The 19,500-nt window shown below is 43.6% G+C and carries 16 protein-coding genes and 1 pseudogene; 15 read left to right on the forward strand and 2 right to left on the reverse strand.

Annotated features, from left to right (window positions below):
- The first annotated feature begins 211 nt into the window (after nt 1-211).
- The 11 genes from G4V62_RS12330 (at nt 212) to G4V62_RS20630 (ending at nt 13,614) form a co-directional block, all read left to right on the forward strand.
- Nucleotides 212-3,067 carry an AAA domain-containing protein gene (locus G4V62_RS12330; protein WP_165202645.1) on the forward strand — a complete coding sequence of 952 codons (2,856 nt, stop codon included), beginning with the start codon at nt 212-214 and terminating at the stop codon, nt 3,065-3,067.
- Between the two features lie 322 nt (nt 3,068-3,389).
- The gene (locus tag G4V62_RS12335; RefSeq protein ID WP_165202646.1) at nt 3,390-4,661 is read left to right on the forward strand and encodes an ABC transporter substrate-binding protein; all 1,272 of its coding nucleotides are present in this window, start codon (nt 3,390-3,392) and stop codon (nt 4,659-4,661) included.
- Between the two features lie 40 nt (nt 4,662-4,701).
- Complete coding sequence (locus tag G4V62_RS12340) at nt 4,702-5,577, forward strand: carbohydrate ABC transporter permease (RefSeq protein ID WP_165202648.1); 876 nt, start codon at nt 4,702-4,704, stop codon at nt 5,575-5,577.
- 21 nt (nt 5,578-5,598) lie between these two features.
- Nucleotides 5,599-6,414 (forward strand): carbohydrate ABC transporter permease, encoded by an 816-nt coding sequence (locus G4V62_RS12345; protein WP_312855492.1) that lies wholly within the window; start codon nt 5,599-5,601, stop codon nt 6,412-6,414.
- Between the two features lie 21 nt (nt 6,415-6,435).
- Nucleotides 6,436-7,110 carry a DUF4867 family protein gene (locus tag G4V62_RS12350; RefSeq protein ID WP_165202650.1) on the forward strand — a complete coding sequence of 225 codons (675 nt, stop codon included), beginning with the start codon at nt 6,436-6,438 and terminating at the stop codon, nt 7,108-7,110.
- A gap of 3 nt (nt 7,111-7,113) precedes the next feature.
- Nucleotides 7,114-8,451, forward strand: coding sequence for a sulfoquinovose isomerase (sftI, locus tag G4V62_RS12355; RefSeq protein WP_165202652.1), 1,338 nt, complete (start codon nt 7,114-7,116; stop codon nt 8,449-8,451).
- 21 nt (nt 8,452-8,472) lie between these two features.
- The gene (locus tag G4V62_RS12360) at nt 8,473-9,615 is read left to right on the forward strand and encodes a diphosphate--fructose-6-phosphate 1-phosphotransferase (protein WP_165202654.1); all 1,143 of its coding nucleotides are present in this window, start codon (nt 8,473-8,475) and stop codon (nt 9,613-9,615) included.
- Between the two features lie 16 nt (nt 9,616-9,631).
- The gene (locus G4V62_RS12365; RefSeq protein WP_165202656.1) at nt 9,632-10,360 is read left to right on the forward strand and encodes a GntR family transcriptional regulator; all 729 of its coding nucleotides are present in this window, start codon (nt 9,632-9,634) and stop codon (nt 10,358-10,360) included.
- Between the two features lie 17 nt (nt 10,361-10,377).
- Nucleotides 10,378-11,229 carry a class II fructose-bisphosphate aldolase gene (locus tag G4V62_RS12370; RefSeq protein ID WP_246218430.1) on the forward strand — a complete coding sequence of 284 codons (852 nt, stop codon included), beginning with the start codon at nt 10,378-10,380 and terminating at the stop codon, nt 11,227-11,229.
- A gap of 34 nt (nt 11,230-11,263) precedes the next feature.
- Nucleotides 11,264-12,682 (forward strand): aldehyde dehydrogenase family protein, encoded by a 1,419-nt coding sequence (locus G4V62_RS12375; RefSeq protein ID WP_165202660.1) that lies wholly within the window; start codon nt 11,264-11,266, stop codon nt 12,680-12,682.
- Nucleotides 12,683-12,723: 41 nt separating this feature from the next.
- Nucleotides 12,724-13,614, forward strand: coding sequence for an AEC family transporter (locus tag G4V62_RS20630; RefSeq protein ID WP_165202662.1), 891 nt, complete (start codon nt 12,724-12,726; stop codon nt 13,612-13,614).
- A gap of 174 nt (nt 13,615-13,788) precedes the next feature.
- Here the strand turns inward: G4V62_RS20630 and G4V62_RS12385 are convergent, their stop codons facing one another.
- The gene (locus G4V62_RS12385; protein ID WP_165202664.1) at nt 13,789-15,003 is read right to left on the reverse strand and encodes a Gfo/Idh/MocA family protein; all 1,215 of its coding nucleotides are present in this window, start codon (nt 15,001-15,003) and stop codon (nt 13,789-13,791) included.
- Nucleotides 15,004-15,297: 294 nt separating this feature from the next.
- Between G4V62_RS12385 and G4V62_RS12390 the strand changes: the two genes are divergently transcribed.
- The 3 genes and pseudogenes from G4V62_RS12390 (at nt 15,298) to G4V62_RS12400 (ending at nt 17,286) form a co-directional block, all read left to right on the forward strand.
- Nucleotides 15,298-15,843 carry a GNAT family N-acetyltransferase gene (locus G4V62_RS12390; RefSeq protein ID WP_165202666.1) on the forward strand — a complete coding sequence of 182 codons (546 nt, stop codon included), beginning with the start codon at nt 15,298-15,300 and terminating at the stop codon, nt 15,841-15,843.
- A gap of 146 nt (nt 15,844-15,989) precedes the next feature.
- Nucleotides 15,990-16,981, forward strand: a pseudogene (locus tag G4V62_RS12395) (Gfo/Idh/MocA family protein).
- A 143-nt stretch (nt 16,982-17,124) separates the two neighbouring features.
- Complete coding sequence (locus tag G4V62_RS12400; RefSeq protein ID WP_165202668.1) at nt 17,125-17,286, forward strand: hypothetical protein; 162 nt, start codon at nt 17,125-17,127, stop codon at nt 17,284-17,286.
- 272 nt (nt 17,287-17,558) lie between these two features.
- On the opposite strand, the gene G4V62_RS12405 is transcribed toward G4V62_RS12400, so the two are convergent.
- The gene (locus tag G4V62_RS12405; protein ID WP_165202670.1) at nt 17,559-18,143 is read right to left on the reverse strand and encodes an NAD(P)H-dependent oxidoreductase; all 585 of its coding nucleotides are present in this window, start codon (nt 18,141-18,143) and stop codon (nt 17,559-17,561) included.
- A gap of 155 nt (nt 18,144-18,298) precedes the next feature.
- On the opposite strand from G4V62_RS12405, the gene G4V62_RS12410 reads away from it, so the two are divergent.
- The gene (locus G4V62_RS12410; protein ID WP_165202672.1) at nt 18,299-19,315 is read left to right on the forward strand and encodes an AraC family transcriptional regulator; all 1,017 of its coding nucleotides are present in this window, start codon (nt 18,299-18,301) and stop codon (nt 19,313-19,315) included.
- The last annotated feature ends 185 nt before the right edge of the window (nt 19,316-19,500 follow it).

The following is a 19,500-nucleotide window of genomic DNA, read 5'->3' on the forward strand; positions in this document are numbered from 1 at the left end:
CTAATGAGCTACATCAACAATTCCATAAGATTTCTATAAGAGCAAGTAGAAGTCCTCCTCTGCGCGAAGTCACTTATCAGATTTACGTAGCTATTTTACAGAAACTTTTTAAGGGGTTCATTTGATCCATAGACGTATGGGTCTGGAAGCGATGTAACATTTCTTCCAAAAACCGATATTAAGAAAAAAGCAAAAATTGGGGGACATCTTGATGAATAGGCAGTCGATGACGCGTTATTTTCGTAGCAGTGTAGCTGCTGAAGAAAAAATAACCTTTGAGAACAACCCGTTTGAAAAAATCACGTATGAGTCTCTTGATCTTGGTCACCTGGACGAGACGTATTATGAATCAACAATAGGTGGCAAGAAAAATCAAGACGTAGTTGATGTTATTTTAATTGCTAAGACATTTAAGACCGATTTTTCTGCACAACAAAAAGTATTCACAAACCTTGATGATATGACAGGTCTCTTTTATATTCCCGCCCGGCTCAAGAAAGATGGGAAATTGTATGCGCCTGAGGAAAAGTATCCATGGATCCCGCGCGAATTTTTAACCCCCTTTATTGATGACGAACTGGCAGTTGGCACAGTCAAAGACTACGATGAATTTTTGAGCGTTCATTTTCAAGATTTAAAAAAGGATTATTCATGGAAGAGGTATTTGACATTTGCTAAGCGTTTGTATGAAAGCGTTACGAAGGAACCTTTTTCCTCTAATAAAATAAAAAATGCAGCGCTTGAACCACATGTCTATTTAGTCGAAGACACAACGGTCCGAGCGAGTCATCACATTTTACAATTGTATGATCATCTGTTGCGAGAACAGCTGCCAGACCTTCCGCTGTATGATCGCTTCATGGAGCCAAACTTTACGGCATTGAAAGAAAAGATACCTCATGACCGTTTGGCGATGGAAAGGCATACTGCCCAAATGGGCGGCGATTATCCTCTGTCACCGTCCCAGCGAGAGTGCACAGAACATTTTACGATGATGGGCGAAGGCGACATTCTCGCGATCAACGGGCCTCCGGGTACAGGGAAAACAACATTATTGCAATCGCTTGTGGCGACGACGTACGTAGATCACGCACTGGCAGAGCAAGATCCACCCCTTATTGTTGCTTCTTCAACAAATAATCAAGCTGTGACAAACATTAACGATTCCTTTGGAAAAATAAAAAAACGGTGGTCGGACCGCTGTTTGGAGGAACGATGGGTCACAGGCGTCGATCGATTTGCAGTCTATTTTCCTTCAAGCACTCGTATCAAAGATGCAAAGAACAAAGGCCTTTTGTATACAAACACTCGAAAAGAACATTTTTATCGAGACTTAATGAACGAAAGCAACAGGAATGCTTCCAAAGAGAAAATGTTAAAGATGTGTAGCGCGTTTTTCTCTAAAGATGTTCATAGCGTGGAAAGTGCAAAAAACCTTTTACACCAAGAATTAACTTTGCTTCAACAAGGGCAAAAGACGTTACTACAAGCCTTTGAACAACTAGAAGAATTAAACAGCGATCGTTTGCCTGTAAATGACTTATTAGAGAGTTTGGCTGCAAAAAAGATTGAGACCGAAACGCACTGGAAGGAAGTGGGGGAAAGGTATAACGCATGGAAAAGGCATTTTTCCGAGATGCCATTTTATTTGAAATGGTTCTCCTTTTTGCCGTCGGTCAAACAAAAAATCATGCAGCGCAATGAAGCTTTTATGCAACCGAATGAAGCTCAGGCTTCTATGAGTAATGATGCGATTTTAATGATGTATAGCAATCAATTAAAAAAGCTCAGGGAAGACATTCAAGCGCTTGACCTGCACATGGATCTAGTTAGCCAGCACGTGTCTGCTTGTAAAGATGTATTCAATACAATGAGCGCTTATCACGATTTACCTCTTGACACGCTACCGTTTACTCATTTGGAAGAAGTCAATACCTTTTTAGATACGACATTTCGCTATGCGTCGTTTTGGATGGCAGTCCACTATTACGAATGTCGTTGGTTGTTATCAAAGCCCATACATAAAAATCAGATCTCGACGAATTATCCAGACGTCATGCAAGCCTTTTATAAACATCTTAGTCTGGTCACACCGTGCTTCGTCATGACCTTTTTTCAGCTCCCCTCATTATGCAAGGTTTATGAAGATGGACGCAATAAATATTTGTTCAATCATATTGACCTAATGATTGTGGATGAGGCGGGGCAGGTGACACCAGAAGTGGCTGCCTGTTCATTTTCTCTTGCGAAAAAAGCCGTCGTCGTTGGCGATGTTCATCAAATTGAACCTGTTTGGAAGACGAGTCAAGCGTTGGATAAATCTCTCGCGATGGGAGCGCATGGAGTAGCGACAAATGAAGAGGTACAATCGCTGTTTCAACGACTGCAAGATGTGGGATTGAATACATCTGAGTCTAGCGTGATGAAAATTGCTTGTAAAAGTACAGCATACGAGAAATTTGGCGATCGCGGTTTATTTCTTAGTGAACATCGAAGGTGCTATGACGAAATCATTGCGTATTGTAACGCGCTTGTATACGAAGGGAGATTAGAGCCGAAGCGAGGATTGGGTGTTAAAGATCAAGGGTATTTGCTCGATCTTCCGCATTTAGGACATATTCAAGTACATTCGACCAAATCTGAAAAACGTGCAGGCAGTCGATATAATACCGCAGAAGCGACATTTATCGGGTGTTGGGTGCAAGAGAAGTATGACCAGCTTTTAGCGGCTTATCCCGGTGAAGCGCCGGAAAATGTGCTCGGCATTATTACACCCTTTAAGCAACAAAAAGCGGAATTAATGAGACATCTTCCAAGCCGAATTACGCAACACATTAAAATTGGTACAGTACATACTTTTCAAGGGGGAGAGTGTAGAGTCATTTTAATGTCGACTGTTTATGGGTCGCAAGATGGGTGTTTCTTTATAGATGCAAAACCAAGTCTATTAAATGTTGCGATATCGCGGGCGAAAGATAGTTTCCTTATATTTGGTGACTTAGGATGTTTATCTGAGAGCGAAAACCAACCGAGCGGATTATTGCGTCAGATGGTATCACCAACGTAACAGTCATTGCTAAAGTGTCAAAATTGAGGCAAAGTAACACGATCGCTGCAGTACAGAGCAATACAAGCATTAGTGCACATAGAGGAATGTCTTACCCTAAAAGTCCAAAGGCCACATTTAATGCGCACGATATCAAAGCCCTTTGAATCATAGTAACAAATAGGTTCAAGGGCTTTTTGAAGGGAAAAATGACATATGGTCGGATTCATTATTCTCAAAAAATATAAAAAATCTGTTGAAAGCGCTTAAATTGTGTGTATAATGTCAATAAAGGTAGTTATCTTTTATTAAACATAACGATGATTAAAGGAGTGGTCATTTGATGAAATGGATCGGTGGACGCTTGGTTGGTGTAATCGTCCTTCTATTGATGTTAGTTGTTACAGGTTGTGCAGGAAATGAGCCGAGTTCCAATGTTGGCAACTCGGATAGTAAAACGGGCGAGGACGTCACCGAAATTAGCTTTATTCATTGGCGTGGAGAAGATGTGGAGGCTTTTGATCAGATCATTGCTGATTTTGAAGAGGCCAATCCTACGATACAGGTTGCGATGAATACGTATCCATCTGATCAATACCAGTCCAACGCTCAGCAGATGTTACGGGCAGGTTCTGCAGGAGATGTTTTTACGGTTTTTCCAGGGTCGCAATTTGAAGTCATGAAGCAGGCGGATCTAATGACGGATTTAAGTGGCGATCCTTTCATTGAAAATTTCGAATCTTCCCCGATTAAGGTAGGTCAAGTTGAGGGAAAACAATTTGCCTTACCATATCAAATGGTATTTAATATGCCGGTATATAATACAACTCTTTTTAAAGATTTGAATTTAGAAGTGCCGAAAAATTGGGACGAATTTTTAGAAATGGCTAAGGTGCTTGATGAAAATGGAATTACGCCTATTGCATTACCAGCTGGAGACATCGGTGTCAATCAATTCATGAACAGCATGGTGATGAACAATGCAGAGGACGGTATTTTTGAGAAGCTCGAAGCGGGAGAAGCATCGCTGACGGAAGATTGGTGGGTCAAAACGTTGTCTCAGTTTAAAGAACTGAATGATCTCGGTTATTTCCAAGACAATCCATTAGGTACGCAACAAGATGCGGCAATGGCTCTCGTCGCACAAGGTGAAGCCGCTATGTTGGCGACAGGATCTTATCATATGGCTGCACTCAAAGAGCTAAATGCGGATCTTCAACTTGACTTGTTGGCACCAATAACCGTTTCAGAAGCAGACAAGATGTACGATGGCATCCATACTGCCACTTTTATGCTGGCGGTCAATAGTCAGTCGGAGAAGAAAGAAGAAGCTAAAACGTTTATTGATTATTTAAGCCAGCCTGAGGTTGCTTCATTCTACGCAAACGAGACTGGTCAACACCTTACCGTAAAAGATGTAACGTATGAGGATGAATCATTGAATAACACATCGTATTGGCTTTCGGAAAAAACAACACGATTCCAGCCTCGTTATACAATTACAAACGCCCAGGTCGAAAAAGCTGTTCTCTCATCTATTGAAAGCGTTCTCGGGGGGGCAAATCCTGAAGATGCGGCTGCTGAAGCGCAAAACATTGTGGAAGAGAACCTTTAATCGATGATCTGAAGGTTGGCTTTGAATAAGGGGGTTTAATGTGAAAGTATCTAAGTCTATTTATTTATTCTTTCTTCCGGGCGCCGTGTTATATGCTGTATTTTTCTTATATCCGGCGCTCAGTGCCTTTTATTATTCGATCACCGATTGGGATGGTATTTCGGCTGATTACTCTTTTGTCGGTTTTGATAATTATGCACGCGCCTTTACTGGGGACAGCATATTTATTAAATCAGTTGGGAATAATTTGAAATTTTTGCTGTTTGTCGTCGTATTTCAAACGCTGGTCGCATTGGTTTTTGCCATGATGCTACGGAAAAACTCAAAAATCAACGTATTTTGGCGCTCAGTTTTTTTCTTTCCAACCATTTTGTCATCTGTTTCTGTGGCGTTTATCTGGTCATTTATTTATGATCCTAACCTTGGCCTGTTAAACGCTTTATTAAAAGCAGTTGGGTTGGGGCAATTTTCTCAAGGGTGGTTAGGAGATGAATCGGCAGCAATATTTGCACTCGCATTTACGCAAGTGTGGTTTCATGCTGGGCAAATGCTGATTATCTTTGTTGCTGGTTTGCATGCCATCCCAAATGATCTATACGAGGTAGCCAACATTGAAGGTGCAACGAAGTGGCAAACATTTCGGAAAGTGACTTGGCCATTACTTGCGCCTTCCGCCACGATCGTCGTTGCTTATACTACGATTCAATCATTTAAAGCTTTTGATCTTGTGTTTGCTATGACACGGGGTGGGCCTAATTATTCGACCGAAATTATAGCAACATATATTTATGAAGTGGGCTTTCGGAGCTATTCATTTGGCTACGCTTCATCCATTTCAGTCATTTTTATGGGTATCGTTGCTCTGATTACATTTTTACAATTTAAGGCGCTTCGCTCTGGAAGAGTCAATTATTAGAAGCACGATAACCTGAAAGAGGTGCTTGATTTGACAAGAAAGATAGCGATTTTGATTTACGGTTTACTTATTTTTATCCCTTTATGCATGGTCATTTTAACGTCGATGAAAACACTATCGCAGACGTTTGAAAATCCATTGGCGATTCCTGAAAGTGGGTTGCGTTTTTCAAATTACATCGATATTTTTCGCGAGCATACAATGGTCGGCTATTTTTCTAACAGTGTGATCGTCACATTTACTTCGGTTTTATTTACGCTCTTGTTCGCTTCGATGATTGCATTTGGCATTAGTCGTTTGAAAGGATGGCTTGGCTCAGTTATATTTGCGGTTTTCTCATTAGGAATGATTGTCCCGGCACAAGTCATTATGGTACCACTGTACTCACTAGTGCTCCAACTCAATCTAACGGACAGTTTGTTTGGATTGATTATCGTCAATGTGTCTGTAACCATTCCGATTGCTGTTTTTATTTTGACTGGTTTTATGAAGACCTTGCCAAAGGAGTTGTTTGAAGCAGCGACGATTGACGGGGCGGGAAATTGGTCTGTATTTACACGTATTGTTCTCCCAATGTCGCTCCCTTCGCTGTCAGCGACGTCCATCTTTTTGTTTGTTATTAATTGGAATGACTTACTCTATCCGTTGTTGTTTGTCACAAATAACGCATACAAAACGTTGCCATTGGCCTTGTTGGACTTTCAAGGGCAGTATTCGACGAATTATCCATTATTGTTCACTGGCGTAATGATTTCGTCGCTGCCGATGGTGCTTATATATATTTTCTTACAGAGATATTTTGTGGCTGGCATGATGGCTGGCGCGGTAAAAGGTTAGATAGGAGAGGAGGAATTGTACATGCTTCGTGTACTTCAAGACATGAATGATACGCCCATTCATGCGGTAACTTCAGAAGAATTCGCGCCATTTGGTGAAGTGCTGTCTGACTTTCCTGTACAGATGTGCAGAGATTGGCTGTCTTCTTTAAAAATTCCTGATCAAGGAAATCTGTATGTTGCCTCTGTGGAGGAATGGGAAGAGGGGCTGGGGAAAACGATGCTCGAAGATCAGTATTTCGGAGGGATGCCCATTCAGATCGGTTATTGCAATGGGAGAAATGAGACGGTTAATGGATTGGAGTATCATCAAGGGGATGAACTGATGTTTGTGGAAAGAGACTGTGTTTTGTATGTGATGGACCGCAGAGCATGGGACCCAGAGCAATCCATTCAAGCTGACCAGCTGTCGTTTTTCTACCTTCCTGCGGATACTGCAGTTCGTTTATACAGTACAACAATGCATTTGTCGCCGTGTACCGTGCTGTCCTCAGGATATAAAACATTAATTGTTTTACTTGCTGGTACAAATACACCACTCTCTCAAAGCCACAGATACAGTGATCCGTTTCTATTTCAAAAAAACAAATGGCTTGTTGCTCATGAAGATCACGACGTGTGGATTAACGCAGGTGTTCCTGTGGGCATCAGAGGACCAAAACTTCGTATATCTTATCCAAAAGAAGGAGGAGAATGACTTATGCAAGGTTGTATTTTGTATGTGCCGATTGCTAGAAAAACATTCGATATGGAGGCAGCAGAAGCACAATATGAGGCGTCGCTAACATGGTTAAATTCACTTGATACACCAGTGATCGCTCCTGGGCAAATAATGACTTCACCTGAGGACTTAACCACCTTTTTAGAAGAGGTCAATCCTTCTACCATTCATACAGTGATTTACCAGAGCATTACGTTTGCCGATGGCGAGTTTGTCGTTAAGCTGCTTGAAGCGGTTGATGCACCATTTATTGTCTGGTCTGTGAGAGAACCGAGTGTGGGTGGGCGGCTCCGTCTGAATTCACTCACGGGGGGAAATAGTACATGCCATGTTCTTCATGATCAGAAACGGCCGTTTTCGTTTTTACTAGGTAACCCGGATGAAGAACGCCTTCGTGCTGAAGTAGAGCGGTTGCTTCGTGTGAATGCGATGAAGTACACCCTCCAGCATAGTACGATTGGCATCGTTGGGGATCATCCGCCAGGTTTTTTCTTTTCTCAGGCAAAGGAAGCTCATTTACAAGAAGCATTTGGTATGCGCTTAAAAACGTTTGATATTGATGAAGCTTTTGAAAAATGTGTTCACTTGCCGGAGGAAGAGTGGCGGCCAGCTGTAAAACAGGCAGAACAAAGCGTCATTGGACTGAATCCAAACGATCATGCGGTCAAGCGTTTTGCCCAGTTTTATACTTATATGAACAAAGAAGTGCATCGGCATCAGGTTGCTGCTTTAGCAATGCGTTGCTGGCCTGATTTCTTTGAGCAACTGCAAGCGGCACCGTGTTCCACATTATCACACTTTACAGAACAAGGCGTTGTCGCTTCTTGTGAAGCAGATATTCATGGTTCATTATCCATGTTTATTTTACGCGAGATGTCCGGTGGCCAAGCACCATATCTCGGAGATCTTGTCCACGTGGTCCCTGAACGGAATGCAGCGGTCTTTTGGCACTGTGGTGCAGGCGCCTATTCTTTAGCAACCCCTGAAACGGGAGCAACGGTAGGGGTTCATCCTAATCGAAAGTTAGGGTTTGCGCTCGATTTTTCATTAAAACCAGGCGCAGTGACAGTCTTTCGCGTCAGCTACACGCAAGAGGGATATCGTTTACTCATAATGAAAGGCGAGGCATTGCCGAATGGAGCAACCTTTCAAGGGACGTCGGTTGAGGTGGCATTTTCTAAGGATATTGAAGAGCTCGTGACGTGTTTGTTGACGGAAGGTTATGAGCCGCATTATGCAATGGTTTATGGAGACGTTACAGGCGAGTTGTTACAGCTGGGAAAAGAACTTGGTATTCCAACAACAATTTATGAGTAATGCAGTGGGAGAGGTTGGGACATGAAAAGAATAGCCGTCTTGCAGGCAGGAGGGCCAACACCGGTGCTTAATGCATCATTGGCGAGTTTTGTAGAAAAAGCTCGGTCATCCGGCCATCTTTTGTTTATTCAAGGGGGCTATCAAGGCCTCGCGGATGGACATTTTATTGAAGCGAGCGATACATTTTTAGCTTGGATATGTAACAATGCACACGTGCCAGGGGCGTGTTTAGGGGCTGGCCGTTTTCAACTTAAAGAAAAAACGTTCAATCTGTGTATTCAACAACTACAACAACATCGAATTGACACACTTGTGGGCATTGGTGGAAATGGGACAATGGCAGCGCTGCACAAGCTCAGTGAGCATGCTCGCCAAATGGAGATGGATCTGCAAATTGTTGGTATCCCAAAGACTGTAGACAATGATATTTCGTGCACAGATCATGCGCCTGGCTTCGGAAGTGCTGCAAGGTATGTCGCTACTTCTACACGTGATATGAGTCGGGATTTGTTGGCCATGAAAGGTTTCGAGAAGGTTCGGGTTCTTGAGACGATGGGTCGACATACAGGCTGGCTAGCTGCGGCCTCCGGATTACTAAGAGAATATGATGAAGAAGGGCCCCATTTTATTGGCATTCCTGAGGAGGTGATTGACCCTGAGCATTTAACGGAAACAGTCGGCGATGCGTTAGCGAAATTTGGCAGCGCGTTGATTGTTGTAAGTGAAGGTGTGTTATGGGAGAGAGAACGTCCTGTGGCTAGGGCCCAGGTGAATGGGCGACATATTCTTGGTGGGGTGTCTCAACAAATTGCCCACTATCTTGAAAAACAGCTCGGTGTGGACGGGATTCGATCAGAATTATTTGGCATGAATCAACGAAGCTTTTCTATGGCGGTGTCTGACATTGATCGTGCGGAAGCGAGAGCTGTAGGGGAAACTGCAGCACGTCTAATGAATGATGGGGAAACCGATTTTATGGTATCTATTCGTCGTCAAGACTCTTATACTTATAGTACAACAATGGAAGCGGTCCCCATTCAGGAGGTTTTTGTGCAGGGTGAACAAACGATGCCGAAGCAATGGATTCACCACCCAGAAAATTATCATCATTGGTTGCGTCCTCTAGTGGGGGAGGGCATGCCTTCATACCCTCGGCCGCTGTAAAAGGAGAGAGGCTAGCTTGACAAAAAAACTTACAGCGAATGGTGAAGCGCTATATTTGCAAATTCAACGCATTTTAATTCAACGGATTCAAGATAAGGTATGGTTGCCCAATACACTGATTCCGACCGAACAAGAATTGATGGATGAATTTGAGGTCAGTCGAACGACGATTCGACAAGCCATTGCAATGCTTGTGCAACTCGGCCTACTAGAGAAAAAACAAGGTCGTGGGACGGTCGTCAAACCCCAAAAACTTGTCGGAAATCTAGGTCAGCTGAAAGGTTTTGCGGAAGAGGTGCTCGAGAAAGGAAAGACGCCAAGGTCTCGTGTGATACGGGCCGAATTTAAAGACTTGTTGTACCCAGAAAAAGATATCCTCTCTGTTGCTGAAGACAAAGAAGTTTTTCTAATTGAACGTATTCGTTTTGCCGATGAGACACCCATTGCTTTTGAGCGAACATGTTGGCCTCAAGAAATCGGGAACGTCTTAGCGTCGTATGATTTAAATGAAGCGCAATATTACCCAATTTTAGAAGAGAATGGGTATTACTTAAAAAGCGCACATGAAAAAATCTCTGCCATAAACGCCACAGTGGTAGAAGCAGATTACCTGGGAATTCGGCCAGGAGAAGCTTTGCTAGAAATGACTCGCTTAAGCTATGGATTAGATGGTCATCCTATGGAATACACGCGAACGAAGTATCGAAGCGACCAATATCATTATGATATCGAACTAGAAAGGTGATGATGCCCTTGTCATGGATGGATGGAAAAACCATGTTGGCACACGCGTACGAACATCAATATGGCATTGGTGCCTTTAGTGCTCAAAATGCAGAGATGATTAAAGGCATTATTGAGGCGGCAGAGGAGGAGCAATCTCCGGTGATGATTCAGATTGGTCAAAAAGCGATCAATCATTTAGGGTTGTTACCGCTCAAAGAAATGGTGGCCCAGCTCGCTCGGGATGCCACTATTCCAATAGCGGTTCATTTAGATCATAGCCGGAGTTATCAACAAGCGATGCAAGCAATTCAAGCCAATTTTCAATCTGTAATGTTTGATGGATCGGCACTACCATTCAATGAAAATGCTTATTGGACACGTCAAGTGGTGATGGCTGGACACGCCCTTGGGATTGGTGTTGAAGGGGAAATTGGAAAAATCGGTGGGACAGAGGATGATATTAGCATCAGCGATAGTGAAGCAACGATTACAAAAACTGAGGAAGCTATGAAATTTGTTGAGGAAACAAATGTAGATTATCTAGCAGTGTCTATAGGAACAGCTCATGGCCTTTATACCGCAGAACCGCACATTCGTATGACAAGGCTGAAAGAAATCGTAGCAGCAGTCAATCGACCTATCGTACTGCACGGCGGTTCAGGTGTACCGGATGTACAAGTGCAGGAAGCCATTAAGAATGGTGTTGCTAAGATTAATGTGGATACTGAACTTCGTAAAGCTTTCTCATCAGGGATGCAACATGCGTGGCACGATCAAGCGGACAATTATGTCGTTGCAGATGTTTTGCAGCAAGGAATAGACGAAATGAAGAAAGTCGTCAAACAAAAGATTCGCGTGTTTGGCAGCCAAAAACAGATAAGTACGTAATAAAAGATCGTAACGTTATGATGATAAGGATGTGATGAATTTGCGGAAATATGGACTACTGATTAATGGACAGGAAATTGTAAAAACATACTTTTTGCCTGTACAGCAAAAATATACTGGCAACTTATTGGCTGAAGTGTCTGTCGCAGAGAAAGATGATGTGGATCGAGCAGTTGACGCGAGTATGGAAGGTCAAAACCTTGTCTTGCCCCCATATCAACGCTATCAAATCCTACATTCAGCTGCTTCTTTGCTTCGGGAACGTAAGGAAGATTTAGCGCATCTTATGACCGACGAGGTAGGAAAGCCTATTATAGAAGCAAGGACAGAAGTTGAGAGGGCAGCCATGACGTTGGAGATATCGGCTGAAGAGGCGAAGCGTATTCAAGGGCAGGGGATTCCTGTGGAAGCATCACCTGGGGCTGAAGAGCGACGCGCTTTTACGATCAAAGTGCCAGTTGGTGTTGTTGCGGCGATTACACCATTTAATGTGCCGCTAAATTTGGCTTGTCATAAAATTGGGCCTGCGCTGGCGGCTGGAAATAGTGTGATTGTAAAGCCGGCGGAAAAAACGCCGCTGTCTACCATTTATTTAGCGAATCTGTTGCTTGAAGCAGGTCTTCCTCATCAAAGGTTGCATGTTCTTACTGGGCATGGGCCGGACATTGGTCGTTGGTTGACTGACAATCCGAATGTTCACATGTTTACGTTTACCGGTAGTCCACGTGTTGGAGAACAGCTTCGTAAACAGGCAGGGTTACGCAAAGTTGCCCTAGAGCTCGGAAATAATTCAGCGACGATCGTTCATAAAGATGCAGATATACGAGAGGCCGCAAAGCTTGTGTCCATGAGAAGTTTTAACTCTGCGGGGCAAGTATGTATCTCTGTTCAAAGGGTCTTTGTCCATGCAGACGTGTATAACGAGTTTTTAGAACAGGTCGTGGATCATACAAAACAATTGCATGTTGGCGATCCGCACCTTGAAGACACCCAGGTTGGGCCCATGATTTCTGAAAGTGAAGCTCAGCGTGTAGAGGCATGGGTGAATGAGGCGGTAGCTGACGGGGCAAAGTTAGAAACAGGTGGGCTTCGTGAGGGTGCAATATATCACCCAACGATACTGACAAACGTCACCGAGACAATGAAAGTATGTAAAGATGAAGTGTTTGGGCCAGTAGTGACAATGGATACGTATGAGGACGCAGATGATGTCTTTGAGCGTGTCAATCGTTCACAGTATGGCTTGCAGGCAGGTGTTTTTTCTATGAATATGCGCTTTTGCTTGGGTGCGGCTGAAAAGTTAAATGTCGGTGGTGTGATCATAAACGACACTTCAGCTTTTAGAGTGGACGCTATGCCTTACGGTGGTGTGAAAAAGAGTGGTACGGGCAAAGAAGGTCCCCGTTATGCGATGGAAGATATGATGACGGAAAGATTAGTCGTGCTGCGTTAAATGAACACATATTTAAGGCACGGTCAAAGGAGGAATGGATTGTGATCGCTCCGGTCGTGCCTATCTTTTTCATCTTTTTCATCGGTTTTTTAGTGCAAAGAAAATGCTCTTGGGATATCACCCCTTTTTCACGCCTTGCCCTAACTGTATTTCTGCCTTTCCTAGTGTTTCGTAGCTTTTATACGTATGGATTGCCACTTTCATCATTTTATTATGCAATTTATCTTATCGGCGTTATCGGAGCTTGTCTGTTGCTCGTTGTTTTTGTTTCCTGGCTACAAAGATTATCGAAAGAGCAAACGTGTGGCATGATGCTGTCGTCGGCATTCAGCAATAATGGAAACTACGGTATTCCGCTCGTTTTGTTTGCTTTTGGCGGTGAGGCTGAAGTCGTTGCTGTGCTGCTTATGGTCATGCAACAGGTCCTTATGCACACAGTAGGATTTTACATCGCTGCAGTGGGAGGGCAAGCATCTAAACAGATAAATGGTTGGCATCTTCTCAAAATGCCGATATTACACGGTGCTTTAGCGGGTTTAGTGCTCCATTGGTTTACGATCAAAATCCCTCAACCAATAGAGCAGGCGATCCAATCATTAGCTGATGCAGCTGTGCCATTAATGATGATGATTTTAGGTATGCAACTTGGATCAATGATAATGCGAAAGTTGGAATGGCCGCGCCTCGGACTAACGGTTACGATTAAACTGGTCATTGCTCCGCTTGTAGCAACCTTTCTTGTATACTGGATGCCAGTAACCCTTTTGGAAAAGCAAGTCATGATCATCTTAGCGGCAACCCCGGCAGCTGCGAATACAACGTTGTATGCTTTGCAGTATCATACGGATCCTGGTCACGTGTCGGCAGCAACATTTTTTTCAACGCTGTTAAGTTTGTTTACAATTCCTTTAGTGCTGTCCATTCTGCTCTAAGTTTGCATGAATCAAATGTGAAAAAAGCAAGCTCACGCCTACCTAGCAAAGGTGAATTTGAGGGTATCCGATGTACCTTTCTCTATTTTTACATCATAAAAGCCGGTGACATTTTACTGTTTGAAAAAGTCACCGGCTTTTTCTCGTTTGTTTTAGCCTAGCCTCTATCTCTCATTACTTGTCCGAGACGGAAACACAATGGTCAGCTAAAAATGCTTCGATGGAAATGGCCTGGTTGGTTCGAATCGATTCTTCGGCTGCCAAGCCAACGACAATCGACCAGAAGCCTTCATCCACCGTGGCGGTCGTAGTCTTGCGCCCTTCAATGTTGTCGATAAAGTATTTATGTTCGTAATACGTTCCTCCATGGTGACCGCTGCTTTGAATGACTTTTGGATAGCATGGTGTGGAAATGCGGCTCGCTTGGTGCTCTCCACTAAGAACTTCAAGGTAGGTCTCAGGTCTTTCAGCGGGCAGAAAATCGCTGTTTTCATATGCTTTTAAACGTCCTTGATTTCCGCACAAGGTTATTTCTTCATAAAACATTGGGGCAAACATACAGAGGTTAAAGGATGTATGGATATCATTTTCATATACAACAGTCACCTGTGCATGATCGAGCACATCGGAAGCTTGTTGATCGTACGAATATTCCTTAAAATTAACCGCTTGACCGCCTGTTGCGTACACCGTTTTAGGACGCGCTTGGGCGAATAAGTTAAGCAGATCAAAGTAGTGACATGCTTTTTCGACGAGAGTGCCTCCTGAGTATTTTGAAAACTTATTCCATTGGCGGACCTTGTCTAGGAACGGGAGGCGGTGCTCGACAATTGAAATCGTCTTAACGTCACCAATGGCTCGGCGTTCAAGAGCTTCATGAATCGCTTCGCTGTAAATCGCTTTGTGACGGTACTGCAGGCCAATTTGAAACACGCCGGAATAAGAAGCAGCTAGTTCGCGGATTTCAATGGCATCAGCGAGTGTTGTTGCCATAGGCTTTTCCAGCATGATGTGCTTTCCTGATTGCACCGCTTCCCTCACAATATCAATATGTGTATAGTTTGGCGTGCAAATAATGAGCGCATCAACATGAGGGTCATGGCAGGCTTCTTGAAGAGAAGAATAGCAATGTAACGTGTGCCCTTCATACGTGTCCTCAAACTGTTTTTTTGTGTGAGCCATGCTGCGCTTGTCCACGTCATAGATGCCGTGAATGGTTGCACGCCCTTCCAGCATTGTGACTTCAATGTGTTCCATGCCAATCATACCTGCACCAATAATAACAAATTTGTATTGAGGTGCAAGATCTTTAAAAATATGCCGATCTTCTTGTGGAAGGTATGCTGATTTAAAGTTGCTTCTAAAGAAGTTGCTATTCATTTCTAACATGAGGATCCCCCTTGATCAAAGATAGTTATGAATTAATATAGATAACTATCTTTCATTATAATAAAACGCTTACAAATGAGCAATAGAACAGAGACTTTTTTCGAGATGATGATGCGCTTCACCTGTCTCTTAACGCTACGTGACGCCTAAAGAATCAATCTAAACAGGAAATTGAACAAACGAAGCGAATTGTTGCAATACAAACATGTGAACCAAATAGGCATTCATAAGGTATATAAAAGGTGCTTTAGCGAACAAAAAATTAGGCATTTCTAATGGGAGGGTAACCAAGCAATGAAAACCATCTACGGGGACATCACATCAATACGTGAGCTTAAGCGCGAAGACGAGCAGGATGTGCATCGATATGCTTCTTTAGAAGAGACGTGCCGCTTCCAGATTTGGGGACCAAATACGAGAGAGGAGACGAAGGCGTATATCGACCAAGTGTTGGCGGATGCAGCAAGCCTCGAACGGAGTCGGTATGTGTTTTCAATTATTGATCGTTCGACGGGTTTAATGGTCGGTGCTGGAGAAGTGATTGTTAAGGATAGGTGGAATCAGGCGGGAGAGGTTGGGGATGTCGTCCATCCGGATTTTTGGGGAAAGGGGATCGCGACAGACGCTGCGACGTTGCTTATCGGTTTTGGGTTTCAGGAGCTCAGGCTGCATCGGATTGCGGCGACGTGTCATCCGGAAAATCGAGGGTCCTCGCGTGTACTTGAGAAGGTGGGAATGACGTTTGAAGGGTGTATTCGCGACCACTTGAAGCTGAAAAACGGTTGGCGTGACTCCTTATTATATAGCGTGCTTGAGGATGACTGGCGTAAGGGCGGTTGATCGTGTCCTACATAAGCTTTGTTCGTTTTTGTCAAAACTGAGTGAAGAAGAAGGGTTTGTGACGGATAAGGGCGAATGAGTAAGGGTGAGTCAATTGAAGTTAGTGATTATGATAGCGTTAACAATATATGAAAGGGGTCAGTCAAATGGCGGAAAAGGTAAAATGGGGCATTATGGGACCTGGTGGCATTTCTCGAAAGTTTGCTTCTGATCTTGTTAAATCAGAGAATGCGGAGCTTGTCGCTATAGGTTCACGGTCGCAGGAGCGGTCTGAGGCGTTTGCTAATGAATTTGGAGCATCCCGCGCATATAGCAGCTACGAAGCGTTTGTGCAGGATGAGAATGTAGAGATTGTGTATGTTGGTACGCTTCATCCAATGCATAAGGAGTGCGTACGTCTTTGCTTAGAGGCAGGGAAGGCGGTTTTATGTGAGAAGCCGTTTGCGATGGATGCAGCCGAAGCGGAAGAAATGATTCAATTGGCGAAAAAACATAACACGTTCCTCATGGAAGCGATGTGGACGCGTTATTTACCGCCAATCGTGCAAGTCAGACAGTGGCTTGAGGAAGGTCGGATCGGCGAGATTCGTACGATGACGGCCAACTTCGGTTTCAATGCCGGATGGAATCCGAACAGCCGTCTCCTTGATAAAAAGCTCGGTGGAGGGGCACTCCTCGATGCTGGAATTTATCCAATTTCATTTGCATCAATGGTATTTGGACAGCAGCCGGAGCGTATTCTGAGCAGCGCTCACATTGGTCAGACTGGCGTAGACGAGCACTTCTCAGCGATTTTTGAATACGACGGAGGGCGTAATGCAACATTAACGTCTGCGGTGCAACTAAATCTTTCTAATGATGCATTTATTTATGGGACAAAAGGTCATATTCATATGCCGGACTTTTTATTTGGAAGGTCGGCACATCTGTATGCCCAAGGCGGCGTTCAAGTGGATTTTGTCGACAATCGTTCTTTAAATGGTTATATTTTTGAAGCCGAAGAAGCGATGAGTGCTTACGCGAAGGGCGTAAAGAAAGTGCGATCATGCCGTTGAGTGAAACGAAAGCGATCATGGAAACGATGGATGCTTTACGAAAGCAATGGGGACTGGAGTATACTGAAACGGTTAACGTGTAATTGTATCATGCTGTTTCATGGAATCATAAATATGTGACAAGCCGATGAGAATCGTATACGCGAGACGAACTCATCGGCTTTTTAGGTAGCCAAAGAAGTGAGAGCAACGATACAAAAACAATCTTAAAGGGGGAGCTTAACAAGTGGCAGCCATCCAGGTCTTGTTGGTTTTCTTTCTGCTTGCGGTTATTCTATTTCTTTCTGGCTCGTGGAAAACATCTGAATATGACCGTACTCTTCGGGCTTTGAAGGTGACAAGAATCATTGCCATTGGTTCATGTGTCATTGCGATTGTAGAGCGTTAGGGCTTGCTTCTGATTTTGCTGCCCTTATTTGTATTTCTGTCTACCTTTGTTGGGCAGGAGCGCCTAAAGCGTAAAAAAATGTCCTAACACGTAGTATTGCTATTGGTTTTGCACAATGAAGCAACTTTATGAATGCTGATTTGTGTCAGTGCATACGGCAAATGTTTCACATGAAACATTTGCTCTAAGTGACATTTGTTGTTAACCTGTGCTAGCTGTTGAACAAAGGCAAGCACAGGTTTTTGTGTAACGAGTTATATTTTTATCGTCGTTCAAGCTTGTTTTTCTCCTAAACGTCCGACTTTTGCTAACCACCGTTGTCGTTTTTCAGACGATGACCCTTTCATTGGGGAGATTTCGGTGACACCGACAGGCTTCATTCCGCAAAAATTTAAAATATTTCGCTTCATTAGCTGTAGTCCGGCGCGTTTGTAAACGAAGCGTTCGTACCAGAGTGGGGTATCCATCGTAACAATGATGTGGGCAGTTTTCCCAGTGAGTAGCTTGTCCCATAAGGGGGACTTTTGTCGATATTGGTAAGCGAAACCTGGTAAAAAAGTGCGGTCGAAAAACCCCTTAAGAATGGCTGGCATTGTACCCCACCACGTGGGGTAAACAAAAACCAAATGTGTGGCCCACTTGATCAGTCTTTGCGCTTCTAAGAGATCGTTTTCGAGCTCTGTTCGCTTGCGGTATCCGTATGATAAATTCGGGTTGAAATCTAATTGGCTAAGTTCTAGCAATTGGACAGTTGCACCGCCGGCTTCTGCACCTTTGAAATATGACCGCGCCAAAGCGCTGCAAAAGCTTTCAGTGTCTGGATGCCCATTAATAATAAGTATTTGCTGTGAAGTCATCGTCGGTTCTCCTTTTTTATTTTTTGTAAAGTATTGCGCCGATTGTGATACGATAAAAAGAACATAAATGAAGCTTAATGAATTTCAATGAGCATGAGAATGATCGAAGGCGCAGAAGTGCTGTTGATTTGCGCAGTAATACAAGGGGGAAGAACATGTCTAATTGTGGGGCTTCCATTTCAATGCTATATCCACTGGTGAAAAGCTTGAAGCAAGGTGGCTATGACCTGAAGCTTTTTTGGTCTGAAGCGGTATTTGATGACCGGCTGCTACAAGATGCTGAGGCGCGAATACCAGAAGAAGAGCTTGAGCGGCTCATGCAGTTAGCAGCGGATTATACAGAGGATGATTTCTTTGGACTTCGTCAAGGGTGTTTGTTAGACGTCGCTGACATGGGTGCTGTTGGTTATATGATGATGCATTCAGGAACAGTTCTTGATGCTTTAAAGACGTATCAGCGCTACAATCGAATATTGTGCAGTGGATTTCAGCTAGATTGGGTTGTGATGGGGGAAGATGTTAAGCTGCGCATGTTTTTTCAAGATGAGAGTAAGCACATGTCGCGACACTGTGCAGAAGATATGGCGAGTGCACTGTATCAGTTACTTCTTAAAATGACAAATCAAGTCATTCATTTACGTGGCGTTTCTTTTATGCATGCATCTCCTCACGAAGTGAAGCCTTATCAAGACATTTTTGGACAGGTGCCACGTTTTCAAGCTTCTGAAAATGCATTAATGTTTTCTAAAAAGATCCTTAATGAACCAATTCTCTATGCGAATGCTAAGCTTAAAGCGACATTTGAACAGATCGCAGCCGACGTTTTAAAAAGATTGCTTCAAGGGCAAACCTTTGCTGATCAGGTGACACAATGGATCGCAGCGCGTATGCCGAAACACCTTCCTACATTGCAGGAGACAGGAGCCGCCTTTCAGCTCAGCACCCGATCATTACAGGTCAAGCTGCAAGCAGAAGGAACGACCTATAATGCGTTGACGGCGGCACTGCGTAAAGAATCGGCAGTCGAATATTTAAGACGCTCTGAGTACACTGTTGGAGAAATTGCTTATTTACTTCATTATTCTGAGCCAAGCGCCTTCCAGACTGCTTTTCGTAAATGGATGGGGATAAGCCCTGGGCAGTACCGCGACTTACAGAGAGATCAGAAGTAAAAAGGGATGACGGTTTCATATGAAACATTGGCTAGGTCTAAGCCAGAGGGCAACCTGTGCGAGCTGTTAAATAACGGCAAGCACAGGATTTTTGTGTGGCGAATCGCATTGTAAATATGTTTCAAGCTTTTGGGTCAACAACGTTGAACAAAAAGCGATTTGGAGTGGTATCTAAGTGAGTTAGG

Source organism: Litoribacterium kuwaitense, assembly GCF_011058155.1.
Taxonomy (GTDB): Bacteria; Bacillota; Bacilli; order Bacillales; family DSM-28697; genus Litoribacterium; species Litoribacterium kuwaitense.